A 24,682-nucleotide genomic window follows, 5' to 3' on the forward strand; every position below is an offset into this window, starting at 1 on the left:
CGCTTTTTTTGTGCTTGATTTGTTGCTTAATCAAGTGAGCGATAAATACGTTTATTTTCTTCTTTGGTTAAGGTGATAACTTCTGTTTTTGCGATGTAATCTTGCAAAGCGCGCTTATTTTTAAAATCAACCAACACCACTAGATTCCCTAAACCTAATAGGGCAGTAATCGCTCTGATAGCACCTTGATGCCAACTAATTAAGCGACCATCGAGGGTTTGCACCTTCAAACGCCATGCACGCATACCAATAGTTTGGCCACTTTTAGCCCAAAAATAGCTAAAGAAACTAATACTCACTACTACCAATAACGCACTACGAATCCCATACAGTAATGGCGAATTTTGAATGAATGCCGATACATCTTCGGCGTTGCCAATGCTAAGTACGTCTAATGAAATTAACCCCTGAATAGCAAGCAAGTAGAGTACAGTTGTCAGCATCGCAAAAGCAATTACAACTAAGGTATCGTAAATTAAAGAGGCAAAACGGCGCCAGAAACCGGCACGTGGAAACTCAGCTGACATAAACTATCTCATCCAATTAAATTGCGCAGTAGTTTAGCAAAGTACTTAGCAAACAAGAAATACTTAGCGAAGCTTTAGCGCGTCGACAAACAGGTCTGACCTGCTATAGTAAAGAAAATAATAAAAATGAGTACACAACTATGGCTGTTTCTCAAAGTGAAACCCATCAGGTATTTAATCAACCTAAACCGCTTGAAAATTACAACGCCTATAAGGCTGACAGCGTGCTTCAGTATTGGCAAAACCGTTTTGCAGGGCAATGGGGAACTGCGCATTTAACGGCGTTTGGAGAGCAAGTGGGCGGCACATTATTGCGTGCTGGGTTCTTAGCAAATAAACACTTGCCAGAACTAAATACACACAGCCGCTTTGGTGAGCGCATAGACCAAGTTGATTATCATCCAAGTTACCATCAGCTGATGCAGCATGCCATAGAGCAAGGGCACTGCGCATTGCCTTGGCAACAAAAAAAGGCTGGTAGTCATGTTGTAAGAGCAGCGATGGCGGTGCTCCACAACCATGCTGATCCGGGCTCCGGCTGCCCATTAACCATGACCTTTGCCAGTGTGCCTGCAATAGCCAGTCAAAAAAATGTAGCAGCTATGTGGCTACCTAAAATACTGGCAAATCATTACGATTCAGATAATAAACCTTGGTACGAAAAAAAGGGTGTCACCATAGGTATGGCGATGACCGAAAAACAAGGTGGCTCTGATGTTAGAGCTAACACCACCAAAGCCGACGCCATCAATGAGAGTGGTGCAGGGCAATTATATGCTTTAACTGGGCATAAATGGTTTTGCTCAGCGCCCATGAGTGATGCATTCTTAGTGCTCGCTAATACCGATGACAAGCAATTATCTTGCTTTTTAGTGCCACGCTGGCTCGAAACTGGCGAGAAAAATGCCATGTTTATTCAGCGCTTAAAAAATAAGTTAGGTAATCAATCAAATGCGAGTTCTGAAATTGAATTTAGAGGTGCGCATGGCTGGTTACTCGGAGAACCAGGAAGAGGTATTGCTACAATTATTCAAATGGTTGCTCTAACTCGTTACGACTGCATGCTAGGCTCAAGTTCATTGATGTTACAAGCAGTAAAAGAAGCAATATGGCATACATCTGGGCGCAGTGTATTTGGGAAAAATCTGCATCAACAGCCACTGATGCTCAATGTGCTGGCTGATTTAGCTATTGAAGCAGAAGCTGCACTTGCGATTTCAATGCGTATTGCCCATGCCCTTGATAATCAAGATGATAGCAATGAAGTGGCATTGATACGCAGTGCCACGGCAATCGGTAAATATTGGATTTGTAAGCGGGCAGTGCAGCATACTTATGAGGCTATGGAATGTATTGGTGGTGTGGGTTATGTTCAAGACAACATTACCAGCCGACTTTATAAAGAAGCACCAGTTAACTCTATTTGGGAAGGCTCTGGTAATGTGCAGTGCCTTGATCTTTTGCGGGTGTTTAGCCGTGAACCTGAATCACTTGAGGTGCTTATCAATGAGCTTGAAAAAGCGCGCAGTTTGCACCCTGATTTTGCGATAAAACTCGATGAACTTAAAGAAATGCTCACAGATACCGCAAACTTCGAAATGCATGCTCGGCGCATAATTGAAAGGCTGGCACAGCTTTGGCAAGCAGCAACGCTATTGCAATTTGGCGAACCGCTTATAGCAGATGCGTTTGTGAAAAGCCGTTTAACCGGTGTGGGGTTTAGTCAATATGGTTGCCTTAGTTGTGATATTGATTGTCAGGCCATTGTTTCGAGAATGATGCCAAAACTCTAAAGTTAACAACTTGTTTAATAATTGTTCGGTTGAGTAGCCGCTGCGCACAAAAGGCTTGCTGCCTTACCCATTCTTTGTATAATGCTTGGCATAGAGACAAAAGCAGTTTAAAAAGTTTTTGCTCTAAAGTGGTTTTTCTTTATCTTCTCGTGTTTAGAAGGTTAAAGAAAAATGAAGCCAGTATGATGGAATTGGTAGACATGACGGATTCAAAATCCGTTGCCTTCGGGCGTGGCGGTTCAAGTCCGCCTACTGGTACCACTTTTATGACCCCAGCAGTTTTGCTGGGGTTTTTTTATGCCTGAAAAGTAGTTAGCGGACTTGAGCGCCATGTGGGGCAAGCTATCTTCAGCAATCCAGTTCGAAAAGGTACTTTTGTGCCTAACCAAGCAATACCTAACCATACACAAAACAATCAAGGCTAAAGCTATTCCTTCGGGGAACTTTGTCTAGTGCTTGCAATTCGTTATAAAGTATCCATTCAGCCACTATTAAAGCAACTTTTGTTCTATTTATAAGCGGTCAAGTTCGAACTATGCTTAATTATTAAATAACCCCGAAAAATGTGTGCTTTTTTGCTCGCAATGTCACCATTTTAGACTAGTGTCCGATGGTGTTTAGAACAATCTTATAATACAATTTGTGGTCTAAGTATAAGTGAAGTCAATCACTTAGTGCATTGAATCGGTAGGGTGGCATCGCGTGGGTACATACGACTTAAAACGTATTGTTGAAAGTATATCTAATCTTAAAAGTGAAAACTTTTATAATGCAATATGCCTTTCCTTGTCTGAAGTACTTGGTGCCTCTTATGTTTTTTTAGCTCAAGTTGATGAGTCAACGTTACATGCGACGACCATTGCTTTGGCTGCGCATGACGAAATTGTTGAAAACATCAGCTACGATATCCGCTGTACCCCCTGTAACGATGTAAAATGCGGCAGTATTTCTAGTTATAGTGCTGGTGTTCAGCAGCTATTTCCAAACGATCAGATGCTCGTTGACATGGGAGTTGAAGCTTATGTAGGGGTACCTCTACAAAGCGTGTCTGGCAAAACTGATACTATTCTTGTCGCGCTATTTCAGCATGAAATAAACGACGCGATGCAAATAGAATCGTTTTTCTCATTATTTACCGGCCTTATTCAACGTGAAATTGAGAAAGACCGCTTTATTGCTAAACTCGATTTTGCAAATCAACTTATAGAACAAAGCCACGAAGCAATTTTTATTTGCGACCACAATGTACATATTACCTACGCGAATACCGCATTTACGAAAATGACGGGCTACTCGTTGGATGAAGTTTTAGGGCAAAACCCAAAAATTTTAAGCTCAAACAAATATGATCCTCACTTTTACAAAGCAATGTGGCACCAAATTAATACTGAGGGTAAGTGGTCCGGTGAAATCACTAACAAGACCAAACAAGGTACGCTATATACACAATTTTTATCTATAACCAAAATGCAAAATAATGGTGAAGATTGTTATGTGGCGTTTATTCTTGATATCACTGAGAAGAAAGAAGCAGAACAGAAAATCTACTTTCATGCGAATCATGACCAGCTCACCGGTTTAACCAATCGCTTTTATTTTAAAGAGTACTTGTGCCAGCTTGTGTCGTCGCTGTCTTATCAAGACGATGTGGATACCAATTTAGCTGTAATTTACTTTGATATCGACAAGTTCCAAGATATTAACACGGTATACGGCTTAACATTTGGTGATAGGGTTTTATGTAAGTTAGCAGAGCGACTTGAACGCCATTTTAAAGAATGTGCTTTTTCGCGAATAGATGGCGATAGTTTTGCTATCTTGCAGACCTATCAGCACACGAGTGAACTTGAACATGTATGTAAACAGGTTACTACGTTATTGCTTGAGCCTTTTTCAATTGGTGGTATCAATCAACAAATATCAGTTACATTGGGTATTAGCAGATTAGAGCAAACCAGTGATACAACATCGCAACATAAAATAGAAAAAATTGCTCGTCGTTTAATAAGACAAGCAGAGCTGGCTACATTAAATGCAAAGCAAGTTGCAGAAGAGTACTTATTTTTCTGTAAAGATATGGATATTAAGGTTAAAAAGCATAACCTATTAGTTGAGCAATTAACGCAAGCGGTTAAAAATAACGAGTTAGAGGTGTATTTTCAGCCGATTATTGATGTTGAAAATAACACGGTTGCTAAATTCGAAAGTTTGGTGCGTTGGAATAATCAAGGGCAATGGGTATCACCTGTTGAGTTTATTCCGTTAGCTGAAGAGTCTCGAGTGATTATACCTCTCGGTGAACTTGTGTTGATTAAAACCTGTCAGCAAATAAAAGCGTTAGAAGCAGAAGGTTATGAAAACTTTGTTTTTAACGTGAATCGCTCTTTATTTGAGTTTACTGAGTTTAACCCTGAGCGTAATACATGGCTTGAAATCATTAAAAAACAGGGTGTTAAACCATCAAAAATTTCATTTGAGTTAACTGAAAGTGTGCTAGCGCCAGAAAATACAAACCATCTCGATGTATTAAAGCAGTTGAAGCAAGCAGGGTGTTTAATTTCATTAGATGATTTTGGTACCGGTTATTCGTCCCTTAGTTATTTGCGCCGCTTCCCGGTTGATGTACTTAAGCTTGATAAGTCATTTATTGATGAAGTGCATGTTGATTTAGGTGACGAAGCGCTGGTTAAATCGATTATTCAAATGAGTCGGGTGTTAGGTATTAAAGTTGTTGCTGAAGGGGTTGAAGAGCGTGAGCAGCTAGCGGTTCTAACTGAAGCGGGTTGTGATTATATTCAAGGCTATTACTTTTCTAAGCCATTGCCAGCAAATGATGTAGTGCCATTTTTAACGCAATTTTCTCGAGAGCAGTAGGTAATTACGGTATGATTTTGATATCAACCAGTTAGCAAAGCTTGTGATGTCAAAATTAACCGCAAAGCAAAACATAAAGGCGATTGTTACTGCCATTAAGGTCGAAGAGCAGTCGCTTAGAACACGTTTCCCTATACTCAACCAGCAAAACACCATTGCGATGGTTATTTTACTAATGTCGTTAAGCGCACTGATTGGCGTTGCGACACTTTATTACCTAGCTATTATACCTGCATGGCTGTGTATCATTCTGGCTGCTTTTATTACCTCGATATCCCATGAGCTTGAGCATGACCTGATCCACAAGCAGTATTTTAGTAATCGCCCTTATATTCATAACCTAATGATGTTAACCGTGTGGCTAATGCGACCCAATACGGTTAACCCTTGGTATCGCAGAAAAATTCATTTACATCACCATAAAGTATCCGGCACCTCACAAGATTTAGAAGAGCGCTTAGTGGGCAATGGCATTAAATCGCCATTTTTGAGAGCCTTGGTCATTACTGATGGCCTGCTAGGTTTGCTTGTGAATACCAAGCGATTTAGTAAAGAAATTAGCGGTTTTAAGTTTTTACGCGTGTTTAATGCAGGCTTTCCGATTACAACCGCGTACTTTGCGATTCTTTATGGGGTAATTGCTTATTACGCTGTGCAGTTTGTGCAGCCATTTACATTGCCAACATGGGGAGCTGAATTACTGGCGATGGCAGAGTTTTTAATGGTGGTACTTATTGTGCCTAATATGATTCGTTCGAGCTCTCTTAACTTAGTGACATCTTCCATGCATTATTATGGCGGTGTAAATAACTTGCTTGAGCAAACGCATGTGATCACCAGCCGCTGGTTTTTACCGTTTCAGTTATTTTGTTTTGATTTTGGCCGCACGCATACAATCCATCATTTTGTGCCGAATCAGCCCTTTTACATTAGGCAATTGATCAGCAAAAAAATACATCCTATTATGGCCCAGCATGGGGTACGTTTTAATGACTTACAAAGCTTAAAACATGCCAATCACTACCCAGTAAAAGAGCAGTCATCTCAACAAGGAGTTTAATATGAAGGTTACCGGTCGTTGTCATTGTGGTGAGGTAACTTACCATGCAGAAGTTGATGAAAATAAAGTGATTAACTGTCACTGCACTGACTGCCAAATTATCTCGGGTGGGCCTTTTCGCACGGTTGTGGTGTCTGTGCCTGATGGGGTTACCTTCACAGGTGCTCCACCAAAAGAATATATAAAAATCGCTGAAAGTGGTAATCAACGTGCACAAGGATTTTGTGGTAACTGTGGTACAGCCTTGTATGCTACTTCTGTAGGGGCTGGTGAGCGTATTTATGGTTTACGAATTGGCGCTGTAGAGCAAGCTGATGAGCTTATCCCTAAAGCCCATATTTGGTATCGTTCACATAAACCTTGGCTCGATAACCTAAGTGATATGAGTGCCTTTGAAACCGCACCTAAATAGGTGCGGTTTCATTTTTATTGTTGCTCGATAGTGACATTTCGGCCACTTAAGTAACCAAACAATGCACACAGTAGGCTTGATGTAATACACAGCCAAAGTGCTCCTGCCCAGTTATTAAAATAGCTATGTAAGGACCCCGCAATAATAGGGCCTGTTGCAGCTAGTAAATACCCGATGCATTGTGCCATACCTGATAATGCCGCGGCTTGCATTGAGTCATGAGTTCGCAAACTTACAAATGATAAGCCTAAGATAAAACACGCACCTGAGCAAAAACCTAGCGTGATCGACCAGAGTGTCGCAAAACTAGGTGCAACTAATAACCCGACTGAACAAAGCGCACCAAGTAACGCCAGGCTTAGGGTTAAGATGCGTTGATCTTTTAATTTGGCAAGTAGTGGAATAAGCACAATACCCGGCAGTGCCGAGGAAACTTGAAAGGCGCCTTGCAAAGCACCTGCATGCTGAGCGCTATGGCCACCTTCTATAAGTATACTGGGTAGCCAACCTAGCATGATATAAGTGAAAAATGAGTTGAAACCGAGCAGCAAAGTGATTTGCCAAGCAAGTGCTGAGTGCCAAATTTTGCTTTGTGTGCTACCAGGTACATGAGACTGTTTTGGCATGGTATGTTGCTTAAGTTGCGGTAACCACACCACTATTGCCAGTACAACCAATAAGCCATAACTTGCGAGTGCCAATTGCCAGCCAAGTTCTTTATATTCTGCCAGCGGAATGATAAGTGCTGAATAGCTGCCACCAAATATGCCCATTGCTAAAACATAACTAGATGTCATCACTGCCACTTTATGTGGAAAGTCTCTTTTTATCAGGCTTGGCAATAGCACATTACCAATCGCGATACCTACGCCAATCACTGCGGTGCCAATAAATAGCACAGTGGCAGAATCAATAACACGAGATATAACCCCTATGCCTATTAGTACAAGAGCAATAAATAGCGATACTTCAAGGCCGCACTTTTTAGCAAGACTTGCCGCCATAGGCGAGGCAATAGCAAACGCGATTAAAGGTAGAGTCGTCAACATACCGGCTTGCGATGCATTTAACTTAAATTGTTCAATGATCTGTTCAAGTACTGGTGCAATGCCAGTGATCGGTGCTCTTAAACTGGCTGCAATAAGAAAAATGCCCAGCACTAAAACAAGGTTACGAAATAAGTTTTGAGATGATGTCACGCTGTTTAGAAATCATAGCAAGAGGTACATTTATCATACCAAAACACTAAACAGCGTGGGTGAACTATGAGATAGCTCACCAAAAAATGCGGTTACTTAAAACTGATAACTTACTGATAACATGGCATTGCGCGGTCTACCCGGAAAGTAGCGGTCGCCACTAAATGTGGTGTAGTCAGCACGCTCAGCATAACGCTCGTCGGTTAAATTGTTCACTCGTGCAGTCACCGTAAAGTTTGCTGTTAATTGCCACGCCGCTCTTAAGTTAACTAGCGAGTGGCCTTCGTAACTATGCAGATTTTCAGGATCAGTAAAGTAACTGCTGGTGGTATGTAGCTCAAGACCAACACGCGTTATGTCGTTTGCTTGCCAAAGTAGCTGTAAGTTTGCGATGTTACGTGGTGCAGTATCGATGAGATTGCCATTAATATTAACCCCGCCAAGTAATTGATCGTAACTGTAAGTGTGTTTGGCGTGGCTCGCTGCTAACTGCATCGATAAGCTTGGTGTAATGGCATAGGCCAGCTCAAGCTCAACACCGCGATGCTGGGTTTGGCCATCATTGACGTAATAAAAGTCACTGTCGCGGAAAATAGTATTCTCTTTATTCATTGCATAAATGCTAACTACATAATGCAGCTGTCCTTGTTGACCTTTTAAACCGAGTTCTAGGTTTTTAGCTATTTCGGATTTAAGATCTGCGACATTCTGTTCGCGCTGTAACTGATAAAGCTCTGCCGCTTGCGGTGCTCGATAACCTTCAGAAGCATTGGCATAGATAAACTGATTATCAGCATATTGATAGCTTAAACCAAGCTTAGGCGAGAAGTTAGTAAAGCGATTTACGCCGCTTTCTGGTCGAGAATAGCGACACCCACCCATTGCGCATGCTGTGCCATCGTCTTTTGTGCGACCAGCCAACATTTGGTTGTCGTAGTCATAACGCATACGCTCGTAGCGACCACCAAGACTGATGAGTAACTCATCAAGTTGCCAATCAAGGTTAACAAATGGTGCCAATAGGGTACTTGTTACTTGATAGTCATAATGTTTACCTTGTGGCACGGTGGCGACTAAAAACGCTGAGCCTTGAGTGGGGCCGTCTTGATATTGTAAAAAATCAGCATCAGTAAGCTCACCATCAAAACCAACAGTTAACAGGCTAGAAGCGGTCAACTTATGCTGCCAGCTAGATTGTAGGCCAACTCCTTGCTGAGCATTTTCTTCAAGGGGAGTACCCGGTAAAAAATGCTTAAAGAAGGTCATGCTTTGGTCGCGAATATAAGGCGTTAGGGTGAAGCTGTTAGCCTCATCTTGTGTCCAATTTAGCTTTGACCAAACACGCAAAGAGCGGGCCTTACGAAATGCATCAGGGTCAAAGTTAGACTGTGCTATTTGCTCATCCTTATAGCTTTCAAAGCCCTCGATGTAGCCAGCAGTTTGCTGATCTAAATGGGTATAAGTAAGGCCTGTACTTACACTTAGTTTTTCGCCATCAAAACGATGACGTAGCGAGAGCTTTTCTTGATCAACACTTTCGTCATCGCGATAACCCGTATCTCGGGTGATCGTGGCATTAATGCCTAAACCTTGCTTGCCAAAGTCACGACCCGTACCTAGTTTATAGCGGGTATAGCCAAACGAACCGTAATCAAAACCAAGCTGGTTGTGGTCATAGGTTGTATCCGGGGTGATCACGTTGACCACACCATGCACTGCGTTTGAACCATAAAGAGCAGAGCCCGGACCTTTCAGTACTTCGATACGTTCAGCCATTTCAGTATGGGCTTCGAATAATTCATTGATGTTGCAAAAGCCAGCTGCGCGAAGTGGAATACCATCTTCAGCAGTAAGTAAACCACCGCAAGCACCGGCACCTGATAGCACAGGCGAACGTAAAGCGGGTAAATACTCTTGACCGTTACCATGTTGAAGATTAGCACCGGCAACTTGCTTTAGGGCTTGTTCAATATGGGTTGGAGCGATAAGTGCCAGTTGCTTTTGTGAAATACTACTAACCACAACAGGCAGTGGATCTGCCAATACCTCGCTGCGCGAGGCGGTTGTTGTAATATGTTCTAGCTCATTATTAGCAATCGCTTGCTGATTAATTAATGAGGTGCTCACAAGCACTGAGAGTATCGACAACTTCATGAAAAGCCTTTGGTTAGGTACAACAAAAATCAAAGGGTAACTGCTTTTTAGGATGGGTAAAAGCTTTCGCGATTAATAACTTTTTACGTTGTGTTTATGACGCTAAAAATTCGCACTTTAAATCAGCATGAAAAGTACTGCCCTATTTTCGGTAATTAGCGTTGTAAAAAGTCAAAATCGAGTCATAAAATTGGCTATGATCACCAAAGAAGTTTAAAGAAATGTAAAGATTGGCTTTCTAATATTTTGATATGTAAACAATTACGTTTTTAAATTGTAACCCTTCATCTATGATTCAGCCACAAACGTTAGGCTTTCAATATGAGCAAAGTTGAGGGTCTCAATTATGAATAAATTACTAACTATCTCTGTTGCTGTTTTGGGTCTAAGCTTTATTCCGATGGAAGCATACGCAAAACATGACCGTGACCATGATAGATATGAGCGCAAACATGAGCGTAAAAAGCATCATAAACATAAGAAGCATCACAAGCATCACCATCATCATGACAGATATGATCGCCACGATAGGTATGACCGTTATAGCTACCGTGATTTACCACCTGGTTTATACAAAAAAGTAGGACATGGTGGTGGTTTGCCACCAGGTTGGTATAAACGTCTTCACCACGGTGACATCCTGGACCGTGATATTTATCGACATGGGCGTGTAATTAAGCGCCGTGATCGAAATGGTATTATTGCCATCGAAATCGATGACCGCCTGATTCATTTAGTACATGATACGCGAGAGATATTATCAATCGTTACTCGTCATCGTTAATCCTGTAAGAAGCCGCTAATGCGGCTTTTTTTGGTTATTTCATACCTTGTTCAGGAAAACTTGCTACGCTTAAAAGTGTATATAAAAAAGGAGTATTTGCATGAAAGCATTATTAACGGTTGCTGTGTTGGGATTAAGTCTAGCCACAACAGGTGTATTGGCAAAAGATAAGGACAAAGACAAAGGAAAGAGTCTCCCACCGGGTCTAGAGAAAAAGCTAGATAACGGTGGTGATTTACCACCAGGTTGGCAGAAAAAACTTCGTAAGGGCGACATTCTCGATCGTGATATTTACCGCCGCGGTAAAATAATTAACTCACGTGATCGCGATGGATTAATTTCTATTGAGGTAGACAATACTGTTGTTCGTTTAGTTGAAGACACTCGCGAAATTGTATCAATATTGAGTCGCTAGTTTTGCTACAAAGCTGTATGACTTATGGATTGAGTATACTGCTAGCTCTGCTGCTGGTGGTCTCAATCCTGCCATTTTCATACTCCCAACATTATTTAATTCGTAGTTGTGACTTTGTACGTTTGCAAGTGGTTTACCTTGCAGGAATGTGTTTAGTTGCATCATGTTATTTAATCAGTCGAACGGAGTCATTGCTTTTTATTGGCTGTGCTCTGGCTAGTATCCTAGTTCTGCTACTGCAAGTTGGTTGGATTTACCCTTACACAAGGTTGGCTAATAAAGAAGTTGCCTCAAGCAATAAAGATGATAAGCACAGTATTCGTATTATGTCGGCAAATGTACTGATGTCGAACACTGAATATGACAAACTCATAGGTTTAGTTAGAACGCACCAACCAGACCTATTCATTACCTTAGAGTCTGATCAAACTTGGCAAAATAAACTGAGTAGTTTAGAGCCAGATTATCCGTATCGTGTCTACTGCCCAAAAGATAATCGCTATGGCATGCACTTGTACAGCAAGTTTAAAATCAAACAACAACAAGTGTGTGAGCTTATAGAAAGGGATATCCCCTCAATTCATATTTTGTTTGAAGATGCAGATGGCGTAGAAGTACAAGGGCACTTTATTCATCCTGCTCCTCCGAGCCCCACAGAAGAAGACAGTTCACGACCCCGTGATACTGAGCTGATTATTTTAGCGAAAGCACTTAAAAACAGGCAGCGACCTTGTATCGTTGCCGGTGATCTAAATGATGTTGCATGGTCGCGTAGTACCCGCTTGTTTATGCGTATCAGTGGTTTGTTAGACCCACGTAAAGGGAGAGGTTTTTTTAATACGTTTCATGCCAGTTATTTCTTTATGCGCTGGCCACTAGATCACCTTTTTCATAGTAATGAGTTTAGTGTGAAACGCATTGAGCGGTTGGCAAAATATGGTTCTGATCATTTTGCGCTTCTTACTGAGCTTGTTTATAACCCAGATTCTGACAATCAAAAACAGCAAGAGCAAATAGATAAAGAAAAAGCGGTGGATGAGTTAAAAATGCCAACAGTGTCAAAGCAACAGGTGCCAATGTTTGAAGAATGATAATGATTAGGTATTTAAAAGGGCTCCGTAGAGCCCTTTTTTGTGTTTAGTCGTTGACCATAATGGTTTTGATATTAACAAATTCTCGTAGCCCAAAGCCGCCATGTTCACGGCCATAGCCACTGTCTTTTACACCACCAAATGGCAGGTTTGGCTGGGCTAGCCCATAGCCGTTGATATTCACCATACCGGTATCAAAGTGGTGCTTTGCAAGCTCAATGGCAGCTTGCTCGTCTTTTGAGAAAATACCGCCGCCAAGACCATAGCGCGAGTCATTAGCAATTTGCATTGCCTCATCATTATCTTTTGCTCTGATAAGCGATGCTACAGGGCCAAATAATTCATCATCATAGGCGGGCATGCCCGGTTTGATATTCTCAAGTAGCGTTGGGCTGTAATAGCACCCCGAGTGTTCTGGAATATAGCCACCAGTAAGCACTTTTGCGCCGGCTTCTACCGACTCAGTTACTTGTTGATGTAGTTTATCGCGTAGATCTTTACGAGCCATTGGACCAAGCGTGGTTTTTTCATCATTCGGATCGCCAAGAACGACTTGCTCAAATTGCTCTTTAATTAAAGCTTTAAAATCATTGTATAAGGCATCAACCACAATAAAGCGTTTTGCGGCAACACAGGTTTGGCCGTTATTAATTAAACGTCCTTGAGTACATGCCGTGATCGCTGTGTTTAAGTCTGCATCATCAAGCACGACGTAGGCATCATTACTGCCAAGTTCCAATACGGTTTTCTTGACCTGTTTACCCGCACGCTCAGCGACCTTTTTACCGGTTTCGTCACTGCCAGTAAATGTGACACCGCGAATAGCTTTATGCTCAATCAATTCACTTGCTGTACTGCCACCGATAAGTAGGTTCTTAAAGCAATAGTCTGGAAAACCTGCTTGCGAAAACAGTTGCTCAATCTTTTCGGCCATGCCAAATACATTACCTGCGTGTTTAAGAACCGTGGTATTGCCCGCCATAATGTTAGCGCAAGCATAGCGAATGACTTGGTAAAGTGGGAAATTCCAAGGTTGAATACCTAAAATAACACCAATTGGCTGATAGCTGATAATTGCGCGGCCATTTTGCATATCGCGGCTTTCATCAGCAAGAACTGTAGGTCCTTGTTCAGCAGTGTAGCGACAAATTGCAGCACACAGCTCAACTTCTTGAAGGCCTTGTTGATATAACTTGCCCATTTCATCGGTCATCAATTGAGCTAATTCTTGTTTATTAGACTCAATAACCTCAGCAAGTTGATTGAGGAGTGTTGCACGTTGTTCGAGTGTGGTATCACGCCATGATAAAAATGCCTGATGACACTTGTCGACTTCTGCATTGGCTTCTTGCAATGACATTAAACTATAGGTTTCTAGGGGTTGTTCATTGGTTGGATTGATTGTAGTTACAGTATCAGTCATTATTACCTCCTTTAAAATGTAATGTGTAACCTGCAAAGGTAATACCGACTTGCATTTGTTTTTATCTTATTGTTTTTTAATGTTTTAGTTGTTTTTTCTTTAGTGTTTTATTTGCTTTGATATGTAAAAACTGCAATAGGCTGCAAAACTTACAAGGAATACGTAATGATAAATTCTGTGTTAAATACCGAGCTGGCAATTATTCAAGCGCCGATGGCGGGTGTGCAAAATGCCAAATTGACAGTGGCTGTATGTGAAGCTGGGGGGCTTGGTTCGTTACCTTGCGCTATGCTTTCGACTGAGCAATTAAAGTCAGAGCTTGATTATATTAGTCAGCATACAGACAAACCCTATAATCTTAATTTCTTTTGTCATCATACACCTGACTATACACTGGAGCAGCAGACTACTTGGCATAATGTGCTTGCACCTTATTTTGAGGAGTTTGCTGTTGATGCCTCACAATTTACCCGTAACGCTTCACGCCAGCCTATTAATCAGCAGGTTATTGATGTAATTGCGCCTTATAAGCCGCCAGTTGTGAGCTTTCATTTTGGTTTGCCAAGTAAAGATATTCTTTCTCAAATTAAAGCGTGGGGCGGGGTCGTTCTTTCATCCGCCACAACCCTTGATGAAGCACATTGGTTACAAGCAAACGGTGCCGATGCAGTTATTGCACAAGGGATTGAGGCGGGCGGCCACCGCGGCCATTTTTTATCAATGGATTTATCGCTGCAACCAACCACAGTACAATTGGTGCGAGAGTGTGTAGAGCTTGATATACCCGTTATTGCTGCGGGTGGAATTTGCACAGCTGAAGATGTAGCCCAGTACCAAGCATTAGGCGTTACTGCGGTTCAGGTTGGGAGCGCTTACTTACTGTGTGAAGAAGCTACGACAAGCACATTACATCGTGAAGCATTAAAAAAAGTTTCGCCAGATTCAACTGAATTGACGACTTTGTTTTCTGGTCGTCCGGCGCGAGGAATACGTAATCGAGTGATGCAACAGTTAGGTGCGATGCCAGAGCAAGCGCCACCTTTTCCTTATGCGTCAATTGCGATGACGGCATTGCGCTCAAAATCGGAAGCAAATGGCGACAGTGGCTTTACACCGCTTTGGTGTGGTGAGCGCTTTATTGCCAGAGAAGGTATTAACGCTAAGCAAATTACTGAATTACTAATGCAAGGTTGGCAATCTTGAGTGATACCCAATTACTTCCACTAGGTGATAGTTATCATCAGCTTGCCAGTGAGTTTCGTCATAAGCTTGCTGGGCAATGCATAATTAAGCGTTATGCTAAAGGTGATGTTCTATTGCAACAAGGCAATCAACAAGATGTGGGTTATTTGATTGTTTCTGGCGTACTTGCGGCAATACATGCATCAGAGCAGGGCTCAGAAAAGTGCAAAGAGTTTTATTTTCAAGATGAGTTTGCACTGCTCTATGGCAACTGGTTGACCAAAACTAATGCGTTTTACCAGCTTAAAGTGATACGAGATGCTGAGCTTATTAAAGTACCTTTGGCTTTACTTGATGGCCCTGATTGGCAAGAATTAAAACATAGGTTAATTACTCAGCAGTTATTATTTAAGGAGGCAAAAGAAGCCTTTTTACTACTCAATACGCCAGAGCAAAGGTATCAGTATTTGCTGGATAATAAACCGCATTGGCTTTCGCAATTGAGTTTAAGTGAGGTTGCTATGTATTTAGGGATCTCAGCTATTTCTTTATCACGAATTAGAGGGCGTCTTAACTTAAGTTAAGGTGTGGCAAAACGGTGAACATTACACTGCTGGTTTTTCAGGAGTCGTTATGTTTATTTTATCCCAGTGCTTAGTTGCAATCGCTACATTACTCGATTTAGCATCTTTTCAATTTAGGCAAAGGCACGTTATTTTAGCCTGTTTGTTTAGTTCGGTATTACTCACATCAGTTCACTTTTTGTTACTTGATAATTTAAGTGCCGCAAGCTTAATGCTAATAGCGGCAGTGCGCTATGCATATTGTATTTTTGCTCGTAAAACCTGGGTGATGGTTACTTTTATGTTGGTAAGTATTACCGCTGTGAGCCTAACTTGGTATAACTGGGTAAGTTTTATTGCCTTAGTTGCAACTTTAATTCAAACCTACGCGTCGTTCCAAGGCAAAGACCTATCATTAAGGCTTATGATGGTTATTGGTACACTGTGTTGGATAACACATAATGCGATCATGTTTTCCCCAGTCGCAGTGGTAATGGAAACGGTATTTCTATTGAGTAATTTATTAGGAATATGGCGCTACTACGCTTCACCTAAGGCTGTATAAGTATTAAAAGGTGTTAGCACGGTATAGTAAAATATACCGTGCTTTTATAGCAAAATAAGCTTAAAGCGTGTTGGCAATCAGCTTGAGTAAATAAGTTTCGCGCTGTATTGATAATCCCTGCTTATCACTCATTGCCATAGTTGTTTCATTGTGTGCTATGGCATCAAATATGTTTACCCATTTGGGTTGCATACCGTTTTGAACTTCGTAGTGTTCCATTTTTGGATCTGCAAATTCATCACTTATTTCACAAAAATAACAGTAAGATTTTATATGCACACAATCAAAATCGTCTTTGTACCAAGGCCTGATCTCTTCGTATAAACCAAGGGGATGTTTAATCTTTATTTGTTGCGCGCCAGTTTCTTCATGAAGCTCTCTGAGTAACCCTTGCTCGATAGATTCACCATCATCGATACCACCGCCAGGTAAGCTGTAGTCATCATAACGGGCGGTATATAAAAGTAGTACTTGTTCACCTTTCAATACAATGGCTCGTGCTGTATTACGAATAAACACACTACCATACTGTTCACTTAAACTTGGGTGGAGTACTTTTTTTAATAACTTCATGTGCCATAAAACTTTTTGTATTTAATCAAATACAGCTTAATTTAATATTTGAGTTGTTACTATAGCGTGTAAATGATATTAAATTTATTTTTTTACCCCAAAATGGAACTTGCTGGGGTAAAATGTCGGAATAAATAACTGCATATGCACTCTATGTGTAGTATTTTCTTTTCAGAAAAACTTTGCGTAGAATGGTGAAAAAAGCTTAGGGAATTAATATGTTGAATGTACTTTTGGTTGATGATGACAGTGAATTTAGTGATGTTGTTTGTCACATCGTTGAATTCCTTGGGCATAACATTAATACTGCTGCCAATCTTGCCGAAGCTGAGCAATGGTTTGAAAATAATACGTTTGACCACGTCTTTTTAGATTTTATGTTACCAGACGGCAGTGGTTTACACTTACTCGAACACCTAAAAAAAATAGGTCAATCTCCGCGAGTTACGCTTATTTCTGGTCACCCATCAGTAAAAGGTAAATTAGCCGAGATGTGTGAAGCTAATGTGGGGCATTTGGTAAAGCCGCTACAACGCGAAGACATTGAGCGTGTTTTAAACCCTAAAAAAGCGTCTGATAAGAAAAAGTCAGCTCCTTCAATTAAGCGTCATTTTGGCACCTTAATCGGTGAGTCAGAAGTGATGAAAAAACTCTATACTATGATTGAGCGTGTGGCAGCAACATCAGCCAATGTGATGTTAATGGGCGAAAGTGGTGCCGGTAAAGAGGTTGTTGCGCAGGCTATTCATAACGCAACCGAGTGCGATGGTCCACTCGTGGCTACCAACTGCGGCGCATTTTCAAAAGAGCTGATTGGTAGCGAACTTTTCGGTCATGAAAAAGGCGCGTTTACAGGTGCGATTGCGCGTAAAGAGGGTGTGTTTGAACAAGCTGCTGGTGGTACGTTGTTTTTAGATGAAGTCACCGAAATGCCGATTGATATGCAGCCAAACTTATTACGTGTGCTTGAGAGCAAAAAAGTAACCCGAGTGGGCGGTACAAAAGAGCAAGCGGTGAATTGTAGGGTTATTTCTGCGACCAACCGTACCTTAACAGACCTTGCGCAAAACAATGTTATTCGTGAAGATATTTACTTTCGTTTAGCGGTATTCCCTATTGATATTCCACCGCTACGTGAGCGCAAAGAAGATATTCCACTGCTTGCGAATGCCTTTTTAGAACAACTCAATGAAGAAAATGGCACTGACTTTAAGTGGCAAGCAAGCCAGTTAAAAGAGCTTGAGGCTCATGATTGGCCTGGTAACGTGCGTGAGCTTCGCCATGCAATACATCGCGCTTTTATTATGAGCGATCCTAAAGGTACGGCAATTGTTTTACCTGAGTCATTAGAGTCTCCATTCTCGAAAGTAAATAAAGAAACACAAAACAACCAAGTAATGGCAGGACAAACCATTGAAGAGGTGGAAAAAGAACTGATCCACGCGACATTGGATAAAGTACAAGGAAATAAAACAATTGCTGCCCAGATGTTAGGGATCAGCACAAAAACACTCTACAACCGTTTAAATGCTTACGGAGGCATTGGCGAATACAAATAATAAAGGATAGCTATGAATAATGACGAGTCTTTACGTAAGTTAGTCCATGATGCACGCGCACCATTGAATCGTATTTCAATGAATGCAGAGCTAGTTAAGCTTGTATTAGAAAATGATATGCCAAAGCAAAAAGCACTTGATGCACTTGATAAAATAATTGCTAACTGCCAACAGTGTAGTGAGCAATTACAATTAATTAGTGATACCCACGCTAGTGAGTAACGGAAAGCAAATGCAAAGAAAAAAACAGAAGGGAAAAATCACCATTAGCTGGGCGAGCTTTATCGCTGTCGTGCTGTGTATTGTGGTTGCAAACGCTATATTAGCTATTAATAGTATTCGCTCACTAACAGAGATCCAGAACAGTCTAGATAATACCAACTCTCTAAATACAGCTATTGAACGATTACACTTGTCTGTTGTTCAAGCTGAGTCAGGGCAGCGTGGCTATTTGCTTACTGATCGTGAAGATTACTTAATGCCATACAATGATGCAATTGCCTCAATGCAAGCACAAATAATGCTGGTGAAAAGTCTTCATTCAGAAATACCGGGACAAGCTGATCGTATCGCAAGGATGATTTATTTAGTCAATGATAAAGTTGCTGTGATGACCAAAACCACAGATCTTGCATTGGCTAATAAAGATTTAAAAGCCCGTCAATTGTTACTTACAGATAAAGGACGCGATTTATACAAAGAGATACGCACAGCTGTTGATGAAATCCAGATGCGGGAGCTTAATTTTAAAATAGAGTTATTTTCCGAGCTTTTAGAAATTAAGAACGAAGCAAAATTAACTTTTGCAATTACTGCTGTTACAAGTACCTTATTGCTGATCGGTATGTTTGTTTTAACACGCATTAACGCTCGTAATGCAGCAAAATATAGAGCTGATCTAGAAGAACAGAATGAAAATTTAGCTGTAAAAGTAGCAGAGCGTACTCAAGAGCTAACCATCTATTCAGATGAATTAAGTCGTTCTAACAGAGAGTTGGAAGAGTTTGCCTTTGTAGCAAGCCACGACTTACAAGAGCCGCTGAGAAAAATTCAAGCATTTAGCGACCGTCTAGAAAAAATGTTTAAGGATGATCTCGGCGAAAAAGGCATTGATTATATTAACCGTATGAAAAATGCGGCGCAGCGTATGTCTAACCTTATTAATGACTTACTTGAGTTTTCTCGAGTTACTACGCGTGGCAAAGACTTTGTAGATACCGATTTAAATAACGTTGTAAATGAGGTATTAGATGACCTTGAGATCGCTATTAAAGAGTCAGAATCAACTGTTAATTTAGAGCCACTTCCTCATATTCAGGCTGATCCGAGCCAAATGTTGCAGCTATTTTTAAATATTCTTTCGAATGCCATTAAATTTAGACGCGAGAATGTGCCGCCAGTCATAAACATTAATTACCAGCGAACTCAAGAGTTTAGCCAAGCTCATAATAGCGAGGTCGAGTGGGAGATCATTACTATTTCGGATAACGGTATTGGTTTTTCTGAAGAGTACCTAGAAAAAATATTTGTTCCGTTTCAGCGTTTACACGGGCGTTCACAATATAAAGGCACAGGTATTGGCCTATCGGTTTGTCGACGAATTGTAGAGCGTCACGGTGGCGAAATTTTTGCGAGTAGTCGCGTAGGTGAAGGTGCAAGCTTTACTATTAAATTACCTGTGGAAACATCCCTTTTCACATTACAAGGAGAGGCATAATGCCATTTAATAAAGTTAAACCAATTACCATTTTAATGGCCGATGATGATGAAGATGATCGTTTATTAACACAAGATGCTCTAGCTGAGAGCCGTGTTTTAAACGAGTTATATTTTGTTGAAGATGGCGTGGAACTACTTGAGTACCTTGAACGCAAAGGTAAGTTTAGCGAAAAAGAAAGTTCACCAAGGCCTGGCTTGATCTTACTAGATTTAAATATGCCACGAATGGATGGCCGTGAGGCGTTACAAGCAATCAAGACAAACCCTAATTTAAAAGGCATTCCGGTTGTGATTTTAACTACATCAAAGCAAGAAGAAGATATGGTTAAAGGTTACGATTTAGGGGCGGCTTCTTACATTACAAAACCGGTCACTTTTGAGGGATTAGTTGAGCTGATGAAGACGCTTGGTAAGTATTGGGTTGAATTTGTAGAGCTGCCAACACCACTCAATGATTAAAGGATAATACATGTTAGATAAGGTAACCCGCTTACTCTTGGTTGAAGACGATGAAGATGATTATATTCTCACTTGTGATTACTTGGAGCAATTGGGTTCCCATACCTTTGATGTAGAATGGTTAAGCTGCCCCGAACAAGCCATTAGTGTACTGAGCGAAAACAAACATGATATTTGTTTGTTAGATTATCGTTTAGGTGCCTCTGATGGCTTAGAAGTGCTCAAACGGGCTGTTGCAAACGGTTTTCGTGGGCCGATTATCATGCTTACGGGGCAATCAGATGAAGCCCTTGATTCTGCGGCACTTGATGCTGGTGCGGTTGATTACCTCGTAAAAAGCGAGATGAATTCAAGCCGCTTTGCCCGTGCTATTCGTTACGCCTTAGCTCGCCGAGATGTTGAAGATGAGCGAGTTGAACGATTAAAAGCGGAAGCAGAAAATCGTTCTAAAGACCGCTTCTTGGCACATTTGAGCCATGAGTTACGTACACCGCTTTCATCCATTTTGGGTTACACCGAGCTGCTAATGCAGAGCGAAAAGAATCGGCATTTAAATAATGAACTTGGGGTCATTTATAGAAATGGCAAACACTTGCTAAGTTTACTTAATGATGTGCTCGACTTATCGAAAATTGCCGCCGATAAACTTGAACTAAATTGCAGTGATGTTAATTTTGATAGCCTTATGGCTGATGTGTATACCTTAATGCGCGTCTCAGCCTTGGATAAAGGCTTAAAACTCAAATTTGAGTCACAGCAAGCCTTGCCATTGATTATAAATACAGATGCCACACGGCTAAGACAAATTTTAATCAATATTATCAATAATGCGATTAAGTTTACCAATCAAGGCGAGATAGTCGTGCGCGCATGGACTGCTTGGGTCAATGAGCGAGAAATGCTATTTTTCAGTATCAAGGACACAGGCCTTGGTATTCCTCATGAAAAGCAGGCACTGATTTTTAAACCCTTTGAACAGATTGCCGATGTTGAGTCGAGGGATGTAGGTGGTGCAGGCCTTGGTCTTGCGATTTGCGCCGAATTATTAGCTCGTATGCAAGGCTCAATTGAGCTTGAATCAACCTTAGGGGAAGGGTCTGAATTTATCTTATCTATATACCCTGGCAATATTCGTGAGGTTGAACGACAGGTATTGAGTTTCGATTCAAGCCCTGATTGTCAGCAAAAGTTAAGTACACTTTCAACTTCAGGGAGAGTGTTGGTTGTTGATGATTTAAAAGACCTACGAGTTCTCGTTGGACACATGATCACTAGCACTGGGGCAGATGTAGAGTTTGCTGAAAATGGTAAGCAGGCTATCGAGAAAGTGGCCAGTGCAGAGCAAGCAGGCAAACCTTTCGATATTGTGTTTATTGATTTACATATGCCGGTTATGGGTGGCAAAGAAGCCACCATTGAGCTTAGGAAAATGGACTATCAGGGGCCTATCATCGCGCTTACTGCCGCAACAATGAAAGGTGTAAAAAGTGAGCTTAGTGCGCTTGGTTTTAATGACATGATAGCCAAACCTGTTGATACTGGATTACTTTATCAAGTGCTCAATCATTATATTTGCCAAGGTAAAACAGAACCTGTTGTTGCTCGGGAGGATTCCCTCGCATTGACTCAGCAAAGTACACGCTATTTATTGGTTGAAGATGATGGTGATGCCGCACAAATAACCCAGCTATTACTTGAAAGTTTGGGGGTTGAAACCGTCATCGCCGATAGTTGTGCTGCTTGTCTGGATATTCTTCACGATGATCAACGCTTTGATAAAGTGCTGTTAGACATGCACTTGCCAGACGGTGAAGGTCTTGATTTAGCTGCTAAAATTAACCAAGAGTATGCGGGGTTAGCTTTAGTGGTAGTGAGTGGTGCCGAGCCTGATCCTGAAAAAATGAAACAGCTTGATATTGAACAAGTGCTATTAAAACCTATTAATTTAGGGATACTCAGCGAGCTTATAGCGCACTGATAGAGTGCCTAACTATAAGCTCTGGTTCAAATAAAGTCTGTAATGACGGGGTTTGCTTTTGGTAAACCTGATTCAGGATCCAGTTAGCCGCCATTCTGCCCATTTCTTCAATCGGGTAGTTTATGGTACTCAGTTGAGGGTAAACATGGCGAGTAAAAAACACATTATCGTATCCCATAATAGATAACTGTTTAGGGAGTGTAAGCCCTAATTTTCTTGCACTTGCCATAGCGCCAACAGCCATTTCATCGTTGGCACAAATTAAAGCACTAAATGGTTTGCCATGTTGATGCAATGCCGCAAGCCCTTCAAAGCCACTCGATTCCATGAAGTCACCTTGATATAGCAACTCTTCATCAAAAGGAACACCAAACTCAGCAAGCGCTTGCTTGTGACCTTCTAAACGGTCTTTGGCGTCTTGCTTCCATAATGGGCCACTAATATATGCTATCTGCTTGTGGCCTTTTTCTAATACATATTTGGCAGCAAGGTAACCGCCTTTTATATTGTTAAGTAGTATACAACGATCACTTAGCTGACTAATGTAGCGGTTGATCAGAACAAATGGAATACGGCCTTTACTAAGTTTAATTAGGTACTCATCACTAACAGCTTCTACGTGTAAAATAAGCCCATCACAATTGCGGCTTATTAAAAACTCAATACCTTGTTTTTCGCGTTCTTCATCACTATGGCCAGCTGCAATAATGAGGTGTTTGCCTTGATTTCGAAAAATGTTTTCAATACCACTCATCATTGGGCCATAAAATGGACCTTGTAATTCAGAGACCAGTAAGCCAACACTGTTTGAGCAATTTGATGCCAACGACTGTGCAATTGAGTTGGGGCGATAGCCTAACTCACTCATTGCAGCTGTCACTTTTTTACGAGTAGCGTCACTGACATTGGCATTGTTATTCATTACTCTTGAAACTGTAGCAAGTGAGACTCCTGCAAGTTTCGACACCTCGTAAATGGTGGCCATGTTTGTCCTTTTAAAAAACCAAGTTATTGTTTATGTTGCGATGATAAGTCTGCACTAATCTGCTCAACAGTTTGATTATCAAGAATATACATTTTCATGATAAATGCGACAAGCATACTACCTATTGCTGGGTAAAGGGTAAATGAAATCAAAATACCTGATAATGTTGTCTCGCTAAGCTCTGCGTTAGCCTCATAGCCATAAAAAGCCAATAGCCAGCCCGCAATTGCTCCACCTAGCGCCAACCCTAACTTAATGAAAAACACCACACTAGCATACACTAATCCTGTTAAGCGCTCGCCAGTTTTCCATTGCCCGTAATCGATGGTATCAGCCATTTTGGCCCAAAGTAGCGGGGTTGCCATTTGGGTGAAAAAGCACCAAAAGAAATAGATAACAAATGCCAACACAATCTGCTCGCTAGGCAACCAAAATGCAATACAGCTGATAACAGCAGAAATATATTGTAAGCGTATGTATGCAGTTTTCTTGTCTACTCGCTTGCTTAGAGGGTTAGCACATGCACATCCAAGGATATTGCCTATCATGCCAATGGTTACAAAGTAGGTCACCAAATCAGCCTCGCCAAGCACATACTTAACATAGTAAATTGCTAAGGTAGTACGCAAAACCATACTGGTAAGTAGCATTACAGCGGCAAAACACAGTACTTTAAAAGGACTATTTTGCCATAATGTATTGAAACGAGTTTTCCAACTAAGCGACGCATTGTTGTGTGCTGTAACTCGTTCTTTAGTGTAGCGAAAACAAATTAAAAATAGCACCACACCTAAGCCGCTCATCAGTGCCATTGTTAGCTGATAGCCCGTCGCGTTATCACCTTTACCTAGCCAGTTAACTAGGGGCAAAGTACATGCACTCACAATTAACCCGCCCAGCATACCAAAGACAAAACGGTATGATTGAATTGATACTCGCTCTTTCGGATCGCTACTTAACACGCCACCTAACGCTGAATAGGGAATATTAATAGCGGTGTAGACCAGCATCAACAAAGTGTAAGTAACAAACGCATAAACTACTTTACCTGATTCAGGTAGGTCAGGGGTGGTAAAGGTGATCATACTGATCACCCCAAATGGTAAGGCAAGCCAAAGCAAGTAAGGGCGGTAGCTTCCCCACTTAGTGCGGGTCGCATCGGTTAGAGCCCCCATTAATGGATCGGTAATAGCATCGACAACTCTCACCACCAAAAATAAGGTGCCGACAACAGCAGGCGATATACCAAAAATATCTGTATAGAAAAACGTTAAGAATAACATCACTGTTTGAAAGATAATGTTACTTGCTGTATCGCCTAATCCGTAGGCTATCTTTTCTTTTTTTGTCAGCATGTGTGCTCTCGT

At 41.3% G+C, this 24,682-nt stretch carries 22 protein-coding genes and 1 tRNA gene; 16 read left to right on the forward strand and 7 right to left on the reverse strand.

Annotated features, from left to right (window positions below; genetic code table 11):
* Positions 1 to 26 precede the first annotated feature (26 nt).
* The gene (locus E5N72_RS05995) at positions 27 to 527 is read right to left on the reverse strand and encodes an RDD family protein (RefSeq protein WP_135923637.1); all 501 of its coding nucleotides are present in this window, start codon (positions 525 to 527) and stop codon (positions 27 to 29) included.
* A gap of 140 nt (positions 528 to 667) precedes the next feature.
* Between E5N72_RS05995 and E5N72_RS06000 the strand changes: the two genes are divergently transcribed.
* The 5 genes from E5N72_RS06000 (at position 668) to E5N72_RS06020 (ending at position 6,666) form a co-directional block, all read left to right on the forward strand.
* Positions 668 to 2,320, forward strand: a complete 1,653-nt coding sequence (locus tag E5N72_RS06000; RefSeq protein WP_135923638.1) for an acyl-CoA dehydrogenase family protein — start codon at positions 668 to 670, stop codon at positions 2,318 to 2,320.
* A gap of 176 nt (positions 2,321 to 2,496) precedes the next feature.
* Positions 2,497 to 2,581: transfer RNA gene (locus tag E5N72_RS06005), tRNA-Leu, on the forward strand.
* Between the two features lie 441 nt (positions 2,582 to 3,022).
* Positions 3,023 to 5,194, forward strand: a complete 2,172-nt coding sequence (locus tag E5N72_RS06010; RefSeq protein ID WP_135923639.1) for a GGDEF domain-containing phosphodiesterase — start codon at positions 3,023 to 3,025, stop codon at positions 5,192 to 5,194.
* 46 nt (positions 5,195 to 5,240) lie between these two features.
* A complete protein-coding gene (locus tag E5N72_RS06015) occupies positions 5,241 to 6,254 on the forward strand; it encodes a fatty acid desaturase (protein ID WP_135923640.1) in 1,014 nt (337 codons plus the stop codon).
* A 1-nt stretch (position 6,255) separates the two neighbouring features.
* Positions 6,256 to 6,666, forward strand: coding sequence for a GFA family protein (locus E5N72_RS06020; protein ID WP_135923641.1), 411 nt, complete (start codon positions 6,256 to 6,258; stop codon positions 6,664 to 6,666).
* 14 nt (positions 6,667 to 6,680) lie between these two features.
* Here E5N72_RS06020 and E5N72_RS06025 read toward each other — a convergent pair whose 3' ends face one another.
* Together E5N72_RS06025 and E5N72_RS06030 are read right to left on the reverse strand one after the other, a co-directional pair.
* Positions 6,681 to 7,865, reverse strand: a complete 1,185-nt coding sequence (locus tag E5N72_RS06025) for an MFS transporter (protein WP_135923642.1) — start codon at positions 7,863 to 7,865, stop codon at positions 6,681 to 6,683.
* Between the two features lie 96 nt (positions 7,866 to 7,961).
* The gene (locus tag E5N72_RS06030; protein ID WP_135923643.1) at positions 7,962 to 10,019 is read right to left on the reverse strand and encodes a TonB-dependent receptor; all 2,058 of its coding nucleotides are present in this window, start codon (positions 10,017 to 10,019) and stop codon (positions 7,962 to 7,964) included.
* A 346-nt stretch (positions 10,020 to 10,365) separates the two neighbouring features.
* On the opposite strand from E5N72_RS06030, the gene E5N72_RS06035 reads away from it, so the two are divergent.
* The 3 genes from E5N72_RS06035 to E5N72_RS06045 all read left to right on the forward strand — a co-directional run bounded on the left by E5N72_RS06035 (position 10,366) and on the right by E5N72_RS06045 (position 12,309).
* Entirely contained in the window at positions 10,366 to 10,803 is a 438-nt protein-coding gene (locus tag E5N72_RS06035; protein ID WP_135923644.1) for a hypothetical protein, read from the forward strand.
* A gap of 100 nt (positions 10,804 to 10,903) precedes the next feature.
* Positions 10,904 to 11,218, forward strand: a complete 315-nt coding sequence (locus tag E5N72_RS06040; RefSeq protein WP_135923645.1) for a hypothetical protein — start codon at positions 10,904 to 10,906, stop codon at positions 11,216 to 11,218.
* 17 nt (positions 11,219 to 11,235) lie between these two features.
* On the forward strand, positions 11,236 to 12,309 hold the full coding sequence (locus tag E5N72_RS06045; protein ID WP_135923646.1) for an endonuclease/exonuclease/phosphatase family protein: 1,074 nt from the start codon (positions 11,236 to 11,238) through the stop codon (positions 12,307 to 12,309).
* Between the two features lie 46 nt (positions 12,310 to 12,355).
* Here E5N72_RS06045 and E5N72_RS06050 read toward each other — a convergent pair whose 3' ends face one another.
* Positions 12,356 to 13,732: an NAD-dependent succinate-semialdehyde dehydrogenase gene (locus tag E5N72_RS06050; protein WP_135923647.1), complete on the reverse strand. Its 1,377-nt coding sequence runs from the start codon at positions 13,730 to 13,732 to the stop codon at positions 12,356 to 12,358.
* Between the two features lie 165 nt (positions 13,733 to 13,897).
* Here E5N72_RS06050 and E5N72_RS06055 point away from each other — a divergent pair, with 165 nt between their 5' ends.
* From E5N72_RS06055 to E5N72_RS06065, 3 genes are read left to right on the forward strand one after another with little or no spacing between them, the layout of a single operon-like run.
* On the forward strand, positions 13,898 to 14,935 hold the full coding sequence (locus E5N72_RS06055) for a nitronate monooxygenase (RefSeq protein ID WP_135923648.1): 1,038 nt from the start codon (positions 13,898 to 13,900) through the stop codon (positions 14,933 to 14,935).
* Positions 14,932 to 15,498, forward strand: coding sequence for a Crp/Fnr family transcriptional regulator (locus E5N72_RS06060; RefSeq protein WP_135923649.1), 567 nt, complete (start codon positions 14,932 to 14,934; stop codon positions 15,496 to 15,498). The genes E5N72_RS06055 and E5N72_RS06060 overlap by 4 nt, the downstream gene beginning before the upstream one ends.
* Positions 15,499 to 15,547: 49 nt before the next feature.
* Complete coding sequence (locus E5N72_RS06065) at positions 15,548 to 16,042, forward strand: YgjV family protein (RefSeq protein WP_135923650.1); 495 nt, start codon at positions 15,548 to 15,550, stop codon at positions 16,040 to 16,042.
* Between the two features lie 60 nt (positions 16,043 to 16,102).
* Here the strand turns inward: E5N72_RS06065 and E5N72_RS06070 are convergent, their stop codons facing one another.
* Entirely contained in the window at positions 16,103 to 16,615 is a 513-nt protein-coding gene (locus E5N72_RS06070; RefSeq protein ID WP_135923651.1) for an NUDIX domain-containing protein, read from the reverse strand.
* A gap of 218 nt (positions 16,616 to 16,833) precedes the next feature.
* Between E5N72_RS06070 and E5N72_RS06075 the strand changes: the two genes are divergently transcribed.
* The 5 genes from E5N72_RS06075 to E5N72_RS06095 are packed head-to-tail and all read left to right on the forward strand — an operon-like array spanning position 16,834 to position 22,330.
* Positions 16,834 to 18,174 carry a sigma-54 dependent transcriptional regulator gene (locus E5N72_RS06075; RefSeq protein ID WP_135923652.1) on the forward strand — a complete coding sequence of 447 codons (1,341 nt, stop codon included), beginning with the start codon at positions 16,834 to 16,836 and terminating at the stop codon, positions 18,172 to 18,174.
* A 12-nt stretch (positions 18,175 to 18,186) separates the two neighbouring features.
* A complete protein-coding gene (locus tag E5N72_RS06080; RefSeq protein WP_135923653.1) occupies positions 18,187 to 18,396 on the forward strand; it encodes a histidine kinase in 210 nt (69 codons plus the stop codon).
* 10 nt (positions 18,397 to 18,406) lie between these two features.
* Positions 18,407 to 19,891 carry a sensor histidine kinase gene (locus E5N72_RS06085; protein WP_135923654.1) on the forward strand — a complete coding sequence of 495 codons (1,485 nt, stop codon included), beginning with the start codon at positions 18,407 to 18,409 and terminating at the stop codon, positions 19,889 to 19,891.
* Entirely contained in the window at positions 19,891 to 20,352 is a 462-nt protein-coding gene (locus E5N72_RS06090) for a response regulator (protein WP_135923655.1), read from the forward strand. Before E5N72_RS06085 ends, E5N72_RS06090 begins: the two co-directional genes overlap by 1 nt.
* Before the next feature lie 10 nt (positions 20,353 to 20,362).
* Positions 20,363 to 22,330: a response regulator gene (locus E5N72_RS06095; protein ID WP_135923656.1), complete on the forward strand. Its 1,968-nt coding sequence runs from the start codon at positions 20,363 to 20,365 to the stop codon at positions 22,328 to 22,330.
* Here the strand turns inward: E5N72_RS06095 and E5N72_RS06100 are convergent.
* Together E5N72_RS06100 and E5N72_RS06105 are read right to left on the reverse strand one after the other, a co-directional pair.
* Positions 22,317 to 23,315 (reverse strand): LacI family DNA-binding transcriptional regulator, encoded by a 999-nt coding sequence (locus tag E5N72_RS06100; RefSeq protein WP_135923657.1) that lies wholly within the window; start codon positions 23,313 to 23,315, stop codon positions 22,317 to 22,319. The two genes, E5N72_RS06095 and E5N72_RS06100, sit on opposite strands and share 14 nt — an antisense overlap.
* 23 nt (positions 23,316 to 23,338) lie before the next feature.
* Positions 23,339 to 24,670, reverse strand: a complete 1,332-nt coding sequence (locus tag E5N72_RS06105; protein ID WP_135923658.1) for a glycoside-pentoside-hexuronide (GPH):cation symporter — start codon at positions 24,668 to 24,670, stop codon at positions 23,339 to 23,341.
* Positions 24,671 to 24,682: the final 12 nt, after the last annotated feature.

The organism is Pseudoalteromonas sp. MEBiC 03607, from assembly GCF_004792295.1.
GTDB classification, from domain to species: domain Bacteria; phylum Pseudomonadota; class Gammaproteobacteria; order Enterobacterales; family Alteromonadaceae; genus Pseudoalteromonas; species Pseudoalteromonas lipolytica_C.

Bases quoted from the DNA above. Each gene is read 5' to 3' on its own strand.
- E5N72_RS05995 (WP_135923637.1), bottom strand. From the start codon at position 527: ATGTCAGCTGAGTTTCCACGTGCCGGTTTCTGGCGCCGTTTTGCCTCT.
- E5N72_RS06000 (WP_135923638.1), top strand. From the start codon at position 668: ATGGCTGTTTCTCAAAGTGAAACCCATCAGGTATTTAATCAACCTAAA.
- E5N72_RS06015 (WP_135923640.1), top strand. From the start codon at position 5,241: ATGTCAAAATTAACCGCAAAGCAAAACATAAAGGCGATTGTTACTGCC.
- E5N72_RS06020 (WP_135923641.1), top strand. From the start codon at position 6,256: ATGAAGGTTACCGGTCGTTGTCATTGTGGTGAGGTAACTTACCATGCA.
- E5N72_RS06030 (WP_135923643.1), bottom strand. From the start codon at position 10,019: ATGAAGTTGTCGATACTCTCAGTGCTTGTGAGCACCTCATTAATTAAT.
- E5N72_RS06035 (WP_135923644.1), top strand. From the start codon at position 10,366: ATGAATAAATTACTAACTATCTCTGTTGCTGTTTTGGGTCTAAGCTTT.
- E5N72_RS06040 (WP_135923645.1), top strand. From the start codon at position 10,904: ATGAAAGCATTATTAACGGTTGCTGTGTTGGGATTAAGTCTAGCCACA.
- E5N72_RS06045 (WP_135923646.1), top strand. From the start codon at position 11,236: ATGACTTATGGATTGAGTATACTGCTAGCTCTGCTGCTGGTGGTCTCA.
- E5N72_RS06050 (WP_135923647.1), bottom strand. From the start codon at position 13,732: ATGACTGATACTGTAACTACAATCAATCCAACCAATGAACAACCCCTA.
- E5N72_RS06055 (WP_135923648.1), top strand. From the start codon at position 13,898: ATGATAAATTCTGTGTTAAATACCGAGCTGGCAATTATTCAAGCGCCG.
- E5N72_RS06065 (WP_135923650.1), top strand. From the start codon at position 15,548: ATGTTTATTTTATCCCAGTGCTTAGTTGCAATCGCTACATTACTCGAT.
- E5N72_RS06070 (WP_135923651.1), bottom strand. From the start codon at position 16,615: ATGAAGTTATTAAAAAAAGTACTCCACCCAAGTTTAAGTGAACAGTAT.
- E5N72_RS06075 (WP_135923652.1), top strand. From the start codon at position 16,834: ATGTTGAATGTACTTTTGGTTGATGATGACAGTGAATTTAGTGATGTT.
- E5N72_RS06080 (WP_135923653.1), top strand. From the start codon at position 18,187: ATGAATAATGACGAGTCTTTACGTAAGTTAGTCCATGATGCACGCGCA.
- E5N72_RS06085 (WP_135923654.1), top strand. From the start codon at position 18,407: ATGCAAAGAAAAAAACAGAAGGGAAAAATCACCATTAGCTGGGCGAGC.
- E5N72_RS06090 (WP_135923655.1), top strand. From the start codon at position 19,891: ATGCCATTTAATAAAGTTAAACCAATTACCATTTTAATGGCCGATGAT.
- E5N72_RS06095 (WP_135923656.1), top strand. From the start codon at position 20,363: ATGTTAGATAAGGTAACCCGCTTACTCTTGGTTGAAGACGATGAAGAT.
- E5N72_RS06100 (WP_135923657.1), bottom strand. From the start codon at position 23,315: ATGGCCACCATTTACGAGGTGTCGAAACTTGCAGGAGTCTCACTTGCT.
- E5N72_RS06105 (WP_135923658.1), bottom strand. From the start codon at position 24,670: ATGCTGACAAAAAAAGAAAAGATAGCCTACGGATTAGGCGATACAGCA.